Genomic DNA, 13,692 nt, shown 5'->3' on the forward strand with positions numbered 1-13,692 from the left:
GCCGACCCAAGTGCTAAGGAAATCCGCCGCGTGCATTGAAAGACGAGCCGCGGCGCTCACCAACCATGACCGAGGAACGCTTCGAGACGGAGACGATACTTCGCGAAACGACCGTGGACATCGAACGACCGGTCGAACTCGGCACCGACGGGACCCCCGCCGAGACCGAGACGCTCGGTCTCCCGGCCACAGAGCGAGTCGAGGTGGTGACGTGCGAGCGCTACCCGTCGTACTGCCCGCGGCGCGACGGCTACGTCCCCGTCGGGGAGGCGGTCGTGGTCGGGGTCGACACGGTCGACCGGGCGACCGGCACCGAGTCGGCGGTCGCGCTGGCGTACTGCCCGGAATGCGCCGCCAGCGAGTTCGACTACGTCCGGGAACGCGACGACCCTTCCCCCGACGGCCGGACCCTCCACGAGCGGTACGGCTACGTCTTCGGGACGCGCGGGCGGTCGGGCGTCGGTCGAATCCTCTCGGAGGACGCGAAATCGGAGGCGGTGAAGGCGTCGGTCGCGCTCGCGGCGCTGGCGCTGCTCGGTGCGCTCCTGACTACCGTCGGGGCCCCGGGACTGGTGGTGTGGGGAATCCTCGCGACCGCCACTGCGGCGGGAGCGATACGAATCGCGTCGGCGTAGCCGACCGCGTTCGACCGGGGACCGATTCGCGGTCGGCGAGACGGCGGGCCGTCCGGCCCGCCGTCTCACTCCTCGGCGTAGAACCGCACTAGACCGCAGTCCGGGCACCGCCGAGGGGTCACGTCCAGCGCCTTCGTCACGCCGACCGCGGCGAGCACGCCGTCGCTCTCGGTCTCGGTCCGGACCTTCAGGTCGCCCTGCCCGGTGAACAGGTCGGCTTGCTCCAGCGCAACGCCGCAGTCGGGACAGCGCGCGTCGTCGGCCATACGAGTGGTTCCTCGTCCCGGCGCGAAAAACATGTCGGTCGAACGGGAATGTCGTCGGCCGGGTTCACTCCTCGGCGTACAGTCGCACGAGCCCACACTCCGGACACGCGCGCGGCGTTACCTTCCGCGACTCCTTCATCCCGAGCGACCCGAGCAGGCCGCTTCGCTTCTCGTCGGTCTTTACGTGGAGACCGAGGCCGTCGCCAGTGTGGATTTTGACGCGCTCCATCGTCACGCCGCAGTCGGGACAGCGGGGGTCGGCGTCCATGTCCGACCGGAGGCGGTCCCGGCTCTTAAACTTCAGTTCGTCGAGACGATGTCGATGACGTCACGGTCGTCGAGTTCGGTGTTCGCACCGACCTGCCGGTTGCTCCGGCAGTCGATGCCGTGGAGGAAGCCCTCCCCCAAATCGGAGTGGACGTGGTAGGCGAAGTCCTCGGCGGTCGCGCCCTCGGGCAGGAGGAAGCAGTCGGGCAGGACCTCGCCGCGCTCGTTGCCCAGTCCGTTCGCGCCGCCGGGGAAGACGGGGACGACGCCCAGCTCCTCGAACAGCGCGGTTTCGAGCGCGCGCTGGACCCCCGTGCCGTCGTACGCCGCGACGAACTCCTCGATGGCTTCGAGTCCCGCGCGTTGGTCGCCCGAGACGTCGCCCACGATGTCGAAGTCCGAATCGCCGGGCCGGTACTCGACTGCGCCCTGCTCGTCGGCCTTCTTGAGCGCCTTCTCGGCGTGGGCGCTCGCGGGCACCACGGTGAGGTGGTCGTAGTCGGAGTCGCTCGTTATCTCCTCGAAGTTGGCCTTCGCCTCGGGGGTGTCCATCTTGTTCGCGGCGACCACCATCGGCTTGGTCACCTTGCGGATCTCGCGGGCGAGTTCCTCGCGGTCGGCCTCGTCCCACGTCTCGGGGTCGAGTTCGAGGCCGAGCGACAGTATCTCGCGCTTTATCTCGTCCTTGTTGGTGCGGAACGCGCTCATCTGCTCGGCGAGTTCGACCTCGATGTCGTCCTCGTCGCCGTCGTAGCCCGACTCGTAGCGCGAGATGCCCTTCTCCAGCACTTCGAGGTACCACATGTCGAGTTCGTCTTCGAGGAAGTCGATGTCCTCGCGGGGGTCGTGGTCCTCGGTGGGTTCGCCCTCGATGTCGGTCGTGCCCGAGAAGTCGACGACGTGGACCAGCACGTCGGCCTCGTTGAGGTCCGTCAGGAACTGATTCCCCAGCCCTCTGCCCTCGTGAGCGCCGGGGACGAGTCCCGCAACGTCCACCAGTTTCGTCGGGACGAATCGAACCCCGTCCTCGCAGAATCCGACGTTCGGGGTACACTCCTCGCCGAACTCCGGGGCGGCGCACTCGACCCGGACGTAGGCCTCGCCCACCGCGGGGTCGATGGTGGTGAAGGGGTACGCGCCCTCGGGCACGTCGTTCATCGTCGCGGCGTTGAAGAACGTCGACTTGCCCACCGAGGGCTTGCCGACGAGACCGATCTTGTAGCTCATTGGGTCGTCGGTGGGGGCGGCGGCCTAAAACCCCTGCTAAAGCCGCGAACGGCCGGGAGGACGACTCATGGACGGTGCTACCTATTCGCACGGGAGGCGAGGTCGGAGGAGGGGTCGGTCCCGCGGCGGGGATTTTTGGCGGTCCCCGACGTAGGTCGGCGAGATGGGTCTCGACTCGCGGGCGATTCCGGGGGAGCGACGGGCGGGAGATTCGTGATGGTGGGGGCGGGCAATTCGTGATGGAGGGGATTCGAAACGGCGTGCGCAGGGCGGTCGGCGAGCGAGCGCGCTCGCTCGCCGACGCGCTATCGTTCCTCGCGCAGTGGGTCCTCTACCGCGCGGTGAAGGCACTCTCGTTCTGCTGGACCCGCGACGACTCGCTGTGGGCGTTCGGCGCGCGCGCGGGCGGGGCGTTCGCAGACAACGCCAAGTACCTCTACCTCCACGTCGCGACCGAGCGACCCGACGTGCGGCCTGTCTGGCTCTCGAAGGACCGCGAGGTGGTCGCCGAACTCCAGTCGGCGGGCTACGAGGCCTACCACTGCTACTCGTTGCGGGGGCTGGCGCTGAACCTCCGGGCTGGCGTCGTCTTCCTCACGCACGGCCACCGAGACCTCGCGATGCCCTGCTGTGCGGGCGCGCTGAACGTGATGCTCTGGCACGGCCTCCCGCTCAAGCGCGTCTCGTGGGACGCCGGGTTCGCCGACGAACCCGCGGCCGTCCGGGCGGCCCACGCCCACATGGCCGGGGAGTTCGACCTGCTCACGGTTCCCGGCCCGCAGACGGGGCCGTTCGAGTCGGGGCTCCGAATCGACCGCGACCGGATGGTCGAGACGGGCTACCCCCGAAACGACGCGCTGTTCGACGCCGTGCCGGGCGAGCAGCTCGGCACAGACGCCGACGCGCTCGCCCGAGTTCGGGACCTCGCTGGCGACCGCCCGGTCGTCTGCTACCTCCCGACCTTCCGGGAGTGGGACCCCGGGGTAGTCGCCGAGAACGTGGACTTCGCGGCGCTGGAGGACTTCCTCGCCGACCGGGACGCCTACCTCGCGGTCAAGACCCACCCGAACGAGCGCCTCGACCTCTCGGCGCTCGACCTCGACCGCGTCGTCGAACTCCCCGAGGCGACCGACGCCTACCCCCTCCTGCGCCGGGCCGACGCGCTCGTCACCGACTACTCGTCGGTGTACTTCGACTACCTCCTGCTCGACCGACCGGTCGCGTTCTACGCGTTCGACCTCGACCGGTACCGGGCCGAACGCGGGTTCTACTTCGAGTACGACGACGTGACCCCGGGGCCGGTCGCCCGCGACTTCGAGGGGTTGCTCGACGCGCTCGACCGCACCCTCGACGCGGTCGTCTCGGACGAGGACCCGGACGCCGACCGACGCCGGGCGGTCCGGGAGTCGATGCTGGGCGAGTCGACGGCGAACGCCGTCGACTCGTCGGCGAGGGTCTACGAGGCCGTCCGGCGGCGGCTCGGGGAGGGGGCGGTTCCCGACCGCGAATCGAGCGCGAGGGGGAGCGCCGAATAGCGGTCCGGAGCGCTCCGTTACGCTCGATAGTCTATTTATATTCGGAAAGAAACCTTGAAGTCCCGCTTGTGCCAACCCCCGGTCGTGGTGGCAGGACGCCGGGCGGCCCGCCGCCCGGCGTCACACCGAACACAACATGTCTGGCACGACCGGTACGACCGAACGGCAGGCGACGAACCAAGACGCTCCAACGCTCATCGCGCACCGCGGCTTCGCGGGCGTCCACCCCGAGAACACGGTCGCGGCCTTCGAGCAGGCCGCGACCGGACTCGACGTTCGACCCGAGATGGTCGAGGTCGACGTGATGCCGACCGCCGACGGCGAGGTGGTCGCGTTCCACGACTTCGAACTCGGCCGGGTGACCGACGCGCCCGCCGACCTCGCCGACCGGTTCGTCTGGGAGACGCCCTACGAGAAACTCACGCAACTGGAGGTGCTCGGGACCGGCGAGTCGATTCCCCGACTCGCCGACGTTCTCGACGCGCTCCCGCCCGAGGTCGGCGTGAACGTCGAGTTCAAGAACCCCGGTTCGACCGGGGTGCGCCCCCGCGAGAACCTCCCGCGCGATGACCGCCCAGCCCAGCGCGACCTCTGGCTCGACTTCGCCGAGCGCGTCGTCTCGACGCTCGCCGACTGCGAAAACGACGTGCTCGTCTCGTCGTTCGCGGAGGGCGCGCTCGCGGCGGTCCGGGCGGTCGACCCCTCGATTCCGGTCGCGGCGGTGTTCGCCGAGTCGGTCGCCGACGGGATGGAGGTCGCCCGCCGGTACGACTGCGAGGCGGTCCACGCGCCGTGGAACATGATCTCGGGCACGCCGCTGTTCAACGCCGAGTACGGCTCGCTCGGCCCGTACGAGGACGTGGACCTCGTCGAGACGGCCCACCGAGAGGGCCGGACGGTCAACGTCTGGACCGTCCAGAGCTGGTATCAGGCCGCCCAGCTCCGGCGGGCGGGGGTCGACGGCGTCATCGCCGACTACCCCGGGGTGTTGCAGTTCGGTGACGACGCCGGACTCGCCGACGACTGAGGTCGTCCCGCGGCGGCCCGGGTCGGCCGCCCCGATGCCGGAGGGTTCTTCTACGGATTCTGAACTGTCTGTTCAGTTTGATTCCGAAGTGAAGCGAGGCCAGTAGGATTATCAACAGATACGTTGCGCTATTGAGCACTATATCCATGAAGGGGGTAGTATTAGCGGCGGGAATCGGTTCTCGATTGCGCCCGCTCACGCTTCACGAGCCGAAGAGTTGCATCTCGGTCGACGGTCGGCCGGTGCTCGAACACCAACTGCACGCCTACGCCGACGCGGGGGTGACCGACGTGACGGTCGTCGCGGGGTATCTCGCCGACCGGACGCGGGCGCTGTGCGAGTCGGTGACGGCCGAGCGTCCCGACCTCGACGTGACGGTCGTCGAGAGCGACGTGTACGCCAACACCGACAACATGTACTCGCTGTACCTCGCCCGCGAGGCGGTCTCCGGCGAGCAGTTCGTCCTCAGCAACGGCGACGTGGTGTTCGAGCCGGAACTGCTCGCCGACCTCCTCGATTCGGACGCGGACAGCGCCGTCGCGTGCGACCGCGGGAACTACTCCGAGGAGTCGATGAAGGTCACGGCCGACGACCGGGGACTGGTGAGCCACATCTCCAAGGACGTTCCCGAGAACGTGGCTCACGGCGTCTCGACCGACGTGTATCGCTTCTCCGCCGAGTTTTCGGAGATGCTGTTCGACGAGATTACCCGGACCGTAGAGCGCGAGGGCGACTACGGCGACTGGACCGAGGCCGCCATCGACCGCCTCGTCCGGTCGCGCGAACACGACGTGGAACCGGCCGACGTGTCGGGCCGCGAGTGGGTCGAGATAGACGACTTCGACGACCTCCGGGCGGCCGACGTCCGGTTCTCGTCGCTGTCGGACCTCGGCTCGAAGGAGGCGGCCTTCTTCGACCTCGACGGCACGATGTACCTCGACGACGACCTCGTCGACGGCGCGAGCGAACTGGTCGAGCGCCTCAGCGAGCGCGGGGTGGACGTCTACTTCCTGTCGAACAACTCCTCGGGGTGGAAAGACGACTACGCCGAGAAACTCGACTCGCTCGGCGTGCCCGTCGAGCAGGAACGCGTCCTGCTCTCGACCGACGGGGTCATCGACCACCTCCGGCGGTCGGACGCGGGCCGGGTGTACGTCCTCGGCACCGAGGCCATGCGGGAGGCGCTGGCCGGACACGGAGTCGAGGTGGTCGACCCCGGGGACTCGGGCGATTCGGGCGATTCGAGCGACTCCGGGGATTCGGGCGATGCAGACGCCGTGGTGGTCGGCTTCGACACCGAACTCACCTACGAGAAGGCCCGCGAGGCGACCCTCGCCATCCGGGACGGCGCGACCTTCCTCCTCGCCCATCCGGACGACGTCTGTCCCACCGCCGAGGGGTTCGTCCCCGACTGTGGCTCCATCGGCGCGATGATAGAGCGCGCGACCGACCGCCACCCCTCGCGGGTGTTCGGCAAGCCGAACCCCGAGATGGTCTCTCACGTCCTCGACGCCGAGGGGTACGACCCGGCCGACGTGGTCGTGGTCGGCGACCGGCTCGAAACCGACGTGCGGCTCGCCGACAACGTCGGATGCGAGTCGGTCTGCGTGCTGACCGGCGACGCCGACCGGCTCGACGCCGAGCGAAGCGACCTCGCTCCGACGCTGGTCGCCCCGAGCGTGGGGACGCTGACCCGGTTTATCGCTGGCGACCCGGTCGCCGACGAACGCGCACAGACCGCCGAGTCGGGGACGCGCGAGGCGACCTCGGAGCCGAGCGACGGCGAACTGGCGACCGAGACCGACGGCGGGAGCGCGACGCTCCCGCCGCGGGCGGAGGACGACGAGTCGTGAGCGTCCGGACGGGGTACGTGACCCAGACCCACACCGGAGCCGTCTCGTGGCGCGAGGCGGTCGAACAGGGCGAGCGCATCGGCTTCGACTTCGTGGAACTGTACATGGACGGCTCGACCGAGCGGACCGCCCTCGACGCCGAATCGGTCGCCGAGGCGACCGATTCGGCGGGACTGGACCTGCTGGTCCACCTGCCGTTCGCCGACCTCGACCTCGGGACGCCCCGCGACCGGGTCCGGGAGGCCGCCCTCGACGAGCACCGCGCCTGCATCGACGCCGCGGCGTCGATGGGCGCGGAGAAGGCGGTCCTCCACGCGAGCTCCCACGCGTCGCCGCCTGAATGGACGTTTAACGACGTTCGACCCCACCTGCTGGACTCGGTCCGCGAACTCGACGGGTACGCGGCCGACCGCGACGTGGCGGTCTGCGTCGAGAACCTCCCGAGCGTCCGATTCACGGTCCACGACTTCGAGACGGTGTTCGCCGAGACCGACGCCGCGATGACGTTCGACACCGGCCACGCCCGGGTCGACGGGATGGACGCCGAGGAGATGGCGGCGTTCCTCGACGACCGCGGCGACCGGGTGAGCCACGTCCACGTCAACGACGCCCGCGAGGACCGCGACGAACACGTCCCGACCGGGTCGGGGACGACCGACTTCGAGACCGCGCTCGCGCCCCTCCGCGAGGGCTGGGACGGAACGGTCTCCGCGGAGGTGTACACCTTCGACTTCGACTACTTGGCGCTGAGCGCCCGGAAACTCTCGGAGTTCCTCTGAGCCGAGGGCTGGCCCGCCGAGTCGCACCCGACCTTTATCGCCGCGGCCGTCGTCGGTTCGCCCATGAACGTCAGTTTCGACTTCGACGGGAGCGTGGCGCTCGTGACCGGCGCAAGCGGCGCACTCGGAAGTGCGGTCTGCGAGGCGTTCGCCGACGCGGGCGCGACCGTTGCCGCGGCCGACGTGGTCGAACCCGACGACGAGGACGCACTGCTCGACGCGGGCGAGGGGATTCAGTTCTACCAAGGCGACTTCACCGACGAGGAGTCGGTCGAGCGCGTCGTCTCCGAGGTCGTCGAGGACCACGGCGGCCTCGACTACCTCGCCAACGTCGCGGGGACGTGGCGGGGAGGAACGCCCATCGAGGAGACCGACGCCGACACCTTCGACTTCCTGTTCGACGTGAACCTCAAGACGACGTTCCTCGCGAGCAAGCACGCCCTGCCCCACCTCCGGGAGGGCGGTGAAGGGGACGACCGCGGGGGCGCTATCGTCTCGGTCTCTGCCCGGTCGTCGCTCGAAGGCGGCGAGGGCGACGGTCTCTACCGGGCGTCGAAGGCGGGGGTGCGCCTGCTGACCGAGACGCTCGCCGAGGAGAACTCCGGCGAGGTCCGGGCAAACGCGGTGATGCCCAGCGTCATCGACACGCCCGCGAACCGCGAGATGATGCCCGACGCCGACCACGAGACGTGGGTCGCCCCCGCCGACATCGCGACGACCGTCCTCGCGCTCTGCTCGGACGCGACTTCGGTCACCAGCGGCGCGGCAGTCCCCGTCTACGGCGAGGCGTGACCGTTCGTCGGGTTTCGACCCCCGAATCGCTTTCCTGCCCGGAGATTCCCGGAGAAATTTGCCTGCTATCTTGCGAATCGTATAACTTTTAATACCCGCTTGGGAAAGACAAGCGTACACATGGCACAACGTGAGACGTGGACGAGCAGAATCGGATTCATCTTCGCCGCCGTCGGGAGCGCGGTCGGCCTCGGGAACATCTGGTCGTTTCCGTTCCAGACGGCGTCGAACGGCGGTGCGGCGTTCCTCGTCGTCTACCTGGCGGCCGTGTTCCTCATCGGCTTCCCGACCATGATGATCGAGTTCGTCATCGGTCGGCGCGGCGAGCGCAACCCCGTGGAGGCGTTCAAGCAGATCGGACACGGCCAGTGGTCGTTCACCGGCGGATTCGGGCTGTTCTGTTCGCTGGTGACGTTGGCGTTCTACAGCGTCGTCGGCGGCTGGGTCCTCAGCTATATCCTCGGGAGCGCCACCGGCGCGTACTTCGGCGACCCGACGACGTTCTTCGGCTCGGTGGCCGAAGGCCCGACCGCCATCGGCACCCACGCCGTCTTCATGGCGCTGACCATCGGTATCGTCGCGCTCGGCGTCACAGACGGTATCGAGCGGGCGACCAAGTTCATGATTCCCGCCATCATCGCCCTCCTCGTCGGACTCGGCGTCTGGGCGGCGACGCTCGACGGGGCGAGCGCGGGCTACAGCTACTACCTCTCGCCCGACTTCGGCGTCATCGTCGAGAACTTCTGGTCCATCGTGCCGCCAGCGATGGGGCAGGCGTTCTTCACCCTCTCGCTCGGGTTCAGCGTCATGATCGCGTACGCGTCGTATCTCGGGCGCGACGACAGCCTCCCCGCAGACGGCGGGGCCATCGTCGTCGTCAACACCCTCATCGCGTTGCTGGCTGGCTTCGTCGTCTTCCCGCTCCTGTCCTCGACCATCGGGCTGGCGGAAGCGGGGAGCGGCGGTGCGGGCACGGCGTTCATCGCCATCGCGAGCGGGTTCGGTAGCCTCCCCGCGGGCGAGATCCTCGGGATCAGCTTCTTCGTGGTCCTGCTGTTCGCCGCGCTCTCCAGTTCCATCAGCCTCCTCGAAGTCCCGGTGTCGTACGTCAGCGAGAACTACGGCTACGGGCGCTCGACGACCGCCGTGGTGCTGGGTCTGGGCATCTTCCTCGTCGGGGTGCCCGCGACCTTCGGCACGACGTGGCTCGACTTCTACAACGACCTCGTGTTCGAACTCCTGCTTCCGGTCGCGGTGCTGATGCTCGCGATCTTCGCGGGATGGATCGCCGACACCGACCTCGTCGACGAACTCGGCCGCGGCTCGTCGCTGGGCTCGTCGTTCGCCACCGGCTGGCTGTGGTGGGTTCGGGTCGTCATCCCCATCGTGCTCCTGATGACCCTCTACCTCGGCATCCAGTCGCTCTCGGAGGGTCTCAGCTCGGGAGCGTACTTCTAGCCAACTCGCGACCACGGACGTTTTTTCGGACTCGACGGCCGCCCAGCGGTAGCGTCGCCGCTCGGTTCGGTGCGGTTCGGTTCCGAGCGGCCGACGCCGCGTCGGCCGCTCGCCCGACGACTCCCCGAAGCATCGTCTATGAATCGTCGCTTCGGACCCGGGATACCGGCTAGAAATCTACGGAACCTAATCGATATCTATTTTTATGGGTCGGACTCCGGTCGGAAAATCCTGAATTTGGCCTGAAAGAGCATTATATCTCCGAATCAACGATTCTAAACTCAAAAGCCTCTTGAACCCCGGGGCGCGAGTGCGTAGCAATGACACGCGAATCGTGGCACACGCGCCTCGGCTTCATCCTCGCGGCGGTCGGGAGCGCGGTCGGACTTGGCAACATCTGGCGCTTCCCGTGGATGACCGCCGACAACGGCGGGAGCGCGTTTCTGGTCGTCTACCTCGCCATCATCCTGCTTGTCGGGGTGCCGGGACTGCTCGCGGAGTTCGTCATCGGGCGGCGCTCCCAGCGGAACCCCGCGGGCGCGCTCTACCGGCTCTCCTCGGGGTCGAAATCGTGGGGGGCGGTCGGGCTGTTCGGCGTCGTGACCGGCGTCGTCCTGCTCTCGTTCTACAGCGTCGTCGGCGGCTGGATTCTCCGGTACTTCCTCGCGAGCGCCACCGGGTCGTACTTCGGCGAACCCGGCGCGTACTTCGACGCCATCGCGTTCGGTCCGGAGGCGGTCGGGTTCCACGTCGGCTTCCTCGCGCTGACCGCGCTCATCGTGGTCGGCGGGGTCCGGGACGGCATCGAGAAGGCGACCAAGGTGATGATGCCCGCCATCGTCGTCCTGCTGGTCGCGCTGGCGGGGTGGGCCATCTCCCAACCCGGCGCGGGCGCGGGCCTGTCGTTCTACCTCGACTTCGACGCTGGCTACCTGCAGGAGAACTTCTTTGCCGTGCTGGGGTCGGCGGCCGGGCAGGCGCTTTTCACCCTCTCGCTGGGCGTCGGCACGATGATCACCTACGCGTCGTATCTGGGCGACGACCACAACCTCGCGTTCGACGGGAGCGCCATCGCGGTGCTGAACACCGGCGTGGGCGTCCTCGCGGGCCTCGTCGTCTTTCCCCTACTGTTCGCGACGTTCGGCGAACTGACCGGCCCGGCCGCTGGCGGCGGGGAGGGCGCGCTGTTCGTGGGACTCGCTGGCGCGTTCTCGCAGGTCCCGTTCGGACGCGCGCTCGCGATGGCGTTCTTCGGCGTCGTCGTGCTCGCGGCCCTCTCGTCGTCCATCAGCATGCTCGAGATTCCGGTCGCGTACCTCGTGGACGAACACGACGTCGAGCGCCGGACCGCCACGCTCGCGCTCGCGGGCGTGGTCCTGTTCACCGGAGGTGCGAACGCGCTGAATCCCGGACTGTTCGGGTTCGTCGCGGGCACGCTGGTCGACCTGATGCTGACCGCCGGACTCGCTGGCTTCCTCGTGTTCGTCGGGTGGGTTCTCGGGAAGGACGCCGTCGAGGAGTTCTCGACCGGCGCGAGCCCCGGCGTTCGGGCGCTCGGTCCCGCGTGGCTCTGGAGCGTCCGGACCATCCTCCCGCTGTTCCTGCTCGGGACGCTCGCGGTGAATCTGCTCGCGCTGGCCGGTATCGGACTCTGAGGCGGTGGTCGGGGCGTTCGGTCGCGCGATAGTCGGCCGACCGAACCGGGGGACGGTATTGCCGACCGAACCATCGGGGTGGGACTGAAAGGGGCCGGGGGCTTTCGAGGACCTCGCTACCCCTGAAATTCCAAATCCACTCACTTCCCTTCACCCCGAATCGCACTTTAGCAACGCTTTTCCGCGCCGTGGTCCTGCAATCGCTCAATGAGTAGCCATCGGAGGGAGCGACGACCATGACGATGGAGGACAAGCTAGACGAACTCCGCGAGAAGCGCGAGGAGGCGCTGAAGGGCGGCGGCGAGGACCGTATCGAGTCTCAGCACGAGAAGGGCAAGATGACCGCGCGCGAGCGCATCGACTACTTCCTCGACGACGGCACCTTCAACGAGTTCGACCAGCTCCGGACCCACCAGAGCCACAACTTCGGGATGGAGGAAAAGCAGGTGTACGGCGACGGCGTGGTGACGGGCTACGGGGAGGTCAACGGCCGGAAGACGTTCGTGTTCGCCCACGACTTCACCGTCTTCGGCGGGTCGCTCGGCGAGGTGTTCGCCGAGAAGGTCTGCAAGGTGATGGACAAGGCGATGGAGGTCGGCGCGCCCGTCGTCGGTCTCAACGACTCGGCGGGGGCGCGCATCCAGGAGGGCGTCGCCTCGCTCGCGGGCTACGCCGAAATCTTCCGGCGCAACACCGAGGCGTCGGGCGTCATCCCCCAGATATCGGCCATCATGGGACCCTGCGCTGGCGGCGCGGTCTACTCCCCGGCCATCACCGACTTCATCTTCATGGTCGAGGACACCAGCCACATGTTCATCACCGGCCCGGACGTCATCGAGACGGTCACGGGCGAGCAGGTGACCTTCGAGGAACTGGGCGGCGCGAAGACCCACGAGTCGACCTCCGGGGTCGCGCACTTCTCGGAGGCCGACGAGAAGGAGGCCCTCGACGACATCCGCCGCCTGCTATCCTACGTCCCCCAGAACAACGTCGAGGACCCCCCGCGGGTCGAACCGTGGGACGACCCCGACCGGCGCGACGAGGAGCTGACGAACGTGGTGCCTGACCAGCCCAAGAAGCCCTACGACATGACCCGGGTCATCGACGGGGTGGTCGACGAGGACTCGTTCTTCGAGGTTCAGGAGGGCTACGCCAAGAACATCGTCGTCGGGTTCGCGCGACTCGACGGCCGGTCGGTCGGCGTGGTGGCGAACCAGCCCCGGGTGAACGCGGGCACCCTCGACATCGAGTCCAGCGAGAAGGCCGCGCGGTTCGTCCGGTTCTGCGACTCCTTCAACGTCCCCATCCTGACGTTCGTGGACGTGCCCGGCTTCATGCCCGGCACCGACCAGGAGCACGGCGGCATCATCCGCCACGGCGCGAAGCTCCTGTACGCCTACTCGGAGGCCACGGTCCCCCTGCTCACGGTCATCACCCGCAAGGCCTACGGCGGCGCGTACGACGTGATGGCGAGCAAGCACATCGGTGCCGACGTCAACTACGCGTGGCCCACCGCGGAAATCGCGGTGATGGGCCCGAAGGGCGCGGTCAACATCCTCTACGACGACGAACTCGACGAGGCCGAGGACACCGAGGCCCGCCGCGAGGAGCTCATCGAGGAGTACCGCGAGGAGTTCGCCAACCCCTACACCGCGGCCGACCGCGGGTTCGTCGACGACGTGCTCGAACCCCAGGACACCCGCCCGCGACTCATCGACGACCTCGAGATGCTCGCGAGCAAGCGCGACGAGCAGCCCGACAAGAAGCACGGCAACATCCCGCTGTGACCATGGCGAGGAGCCATCCAGACGAGCGCGAGGAGTCGGCGTCGGACGCCGACTCCGACGCCGACTCCGACGACGCGGCCCGAAAATCGCCCGCGTCTGCCAGCGGGCCAGCGGCCGCTGGCCCGCTGGCAGACGCCGACCTCGCGATTCCCGACGACGCCACCGACGAGGAGGCCGCTGCCATCGCGGCGGCCATCGGCGCGCACCTCCGCGCCCAAGAGGCCGCGGCGGCCGCCGCCGAGTCGGACGACGAGGAGACGTGGGACGGCGAACGCTGGTCGTTCGCGGGTCGATTGCGGGGGCTGAGCGGGCGCGCCGGTCGGGTCCCGACCGGCGCGCCCACCGACGCGTGGGCGGCGGCCGGACGCGCCGACCGGTTCTGAGGCCTCTCCTCTCGTTCGACCGATTCTG

At 68.4% G+C, this 13,692-nt stretch carries 13 protein-coding genes; 10 read left to right on the plus strand and 3 right to left on the minus strand.

Going from position 1 to position 13,692, the window contains the following annotated elements:
- Positions 1–65: 65 nt before the first annotated feature.
- Positions 66–635, plus strand: coding sequence for a hypothetical protein (locus NGM10_RS13885; RefSeq protein WP_253479709.1), 570 nt, complete (start codon positions 66–68; stop codon positions 633–635).
- 65 nt (positions 636–700) lie between these two features.
- Here the strand turns inward: NGM10_RS13885 and NGM10_RS13890 are convergent, their stop codons facing one another.
- The 3 genes from NGM10_RS13890 to NGM10_RS13900 form a co-directional block, all read right to left on the minus strand.
- On the minus strand, positions 701–901 hold the full coding sequence (locus tag NGM10_RS13890; protein WP_253479711.1) for a hypothetical protein: 201 nt from the start codon (positions 899–901) through the stop codon (positions 701–703).
- Positions 902–965: 64 nt separating this feature from the next.
- Positions 966–1,169 (minus strand): hypothetical protein, encoded by a 204-nt coding sequence (locus tag NGM10_RS13895; protein WP_253479712.1) that lies wholly within the window; start codon positions 1,167–1,169, stop codon positions 966–968.
- A 32-nt stretch (positions 1,170–1,201) separates the two neighbouring features.
- On the minus strand, positions 1,202–2,395 hold the full coding sequence (locus NGM10_RS13900; RefSeq protein WP_253479713.1) for a redox-regulated ATPase YchF: 1,194 nt from the start codon (positions 2,393–2,395) through the stop codon (positions 1,202–1,204).
- Positions 2,396–2,634: 239 nt separating this feature from the next.
- On the opposite strand from NGM10_RS13900, the gene NGM10_RS13905 reads away from it, so the two are divergent.
- From NGM10_RS13905 to NGM10_RS13945, 9 genes are all read left to right on the plus strand, one after another.
- Complete coding sequence (locus tag NGM10_RS13905) at positions 2,635–3,930, plus strand: CDP-glycerol glycerophosphotransferase family protein (protein ID WP_253479714.1); 1,296 nt, start codon at positions 2,635–2,637, stop codon at positions 3,928–3,930.
- A 136-nt stretch (positions 3,931–4,066) separates the two neighbouring features.
- A complete protein-coding gene (locus NGM10_RS13910) occupies positions 4,067–4,957 on the plus strand; it encodes a glycerophosphodiester phosphodiesterase (RefSeq protein WP_253479715.1) in 891 nt (296 codons plus the stop codon).
- A 146-nt stretch (positions 4,958–5,103) separates the two neighbouring features.
- The gene (locus NGM10_RS13915) at positions 5,104–6,810 is read left to right on the plus strand and encodes an HAD-IIA family hydrolase (protein WP_253479716.1); all 1,707 of its coding nucleotides are present in this window, start codon (positions 5,104–5,106) and stop codon (positions 6,808–6,810) included.
- On the plus strand, positions 6,807–7,589 hold the full coding sequence (locus tag NGM10_RS13920; RefSeq protein WP_253479717.1) for a sugar phosphate isomerase/epimerase family protein: 783 nt from the start codon (positions 6,807–6,809) through the stop codon (positions 7,587–7,589). The genes NGM10_RS13915 and NGM10_RS13920 overlap by 4 nt, the downstream gene beginning before the upstream one ends.
- A gap of 63 nt (positions 7,590–7,652) precedes the next feature.
- Positions 7,653–8,381: an SDR family NAD(P)-dependent oxidoreductase gene (locus NGM10_RS13925; protein ID WP_253479718.1), complete on the plus strand. Its 729-nt coding sequence runs from the start codon at positions 7,653–7,655 to the stop codon at positions 8,379–8,381.
- A gap of 120 nt (positions 8,382–8,501) precedes the next feature.
- Positions 8,502–9,839: a sodium-dependent transporter gene (locus tag NGM10_RS13930; protein WP_253479720.1), complete on the plus strand. Its 1,338-nt coding sequence runs from the start codon at positions 8,502–8,504 to the stop codon at positions 9,837–9,839.
- 320 nt (positions 9,840–10,159) lie between these two features.
- Positions 10,160–11,494, plus strand: a complete 1,335-nt coding sequence (locus NGM10_RS13935; RefSeq protein ID WP_253479723.1) for a sodium-dependent transporter — start codon at positions 10,160–10,162, stop codon at positions 11,492–11,494.
- Between the two features lie 242 nt (positions 11,495–11,736).
- Entirely contained in the window at positions 11,737–13,281 is a 1,545-nt protein-coding gene (locus tag NGM10_RS13940) for an acyl-CoA carboxylase subunit beta (protein ID WP_368408630.1), read from the plus strand.
- A 2-nt stretch (positions 13,282–13,283) separates the two neighbouring features.
- On the plus strand, positions 13,284–13,664 hold the full coding sequence (locus tag NGM10_RS13945; protein WP_368408631.1) for a DUF8022 family protein: 381 nt from the start codon (positions 13,284–13,286) through the stop codon (positions 13,662–13,664).
- Positions 13,665–13,692: the final 28 nt, after the last annotated feature.

The organism is Halorussus salilacus (assembly GCF_024138125.1).
GTDB classification, from domain to species: domain Archaea; phylum Halobacteriota; class Halobacteria; order Halobacteriales; family Haladaptataceae; genus Halorussus; species Halorussus salilacus.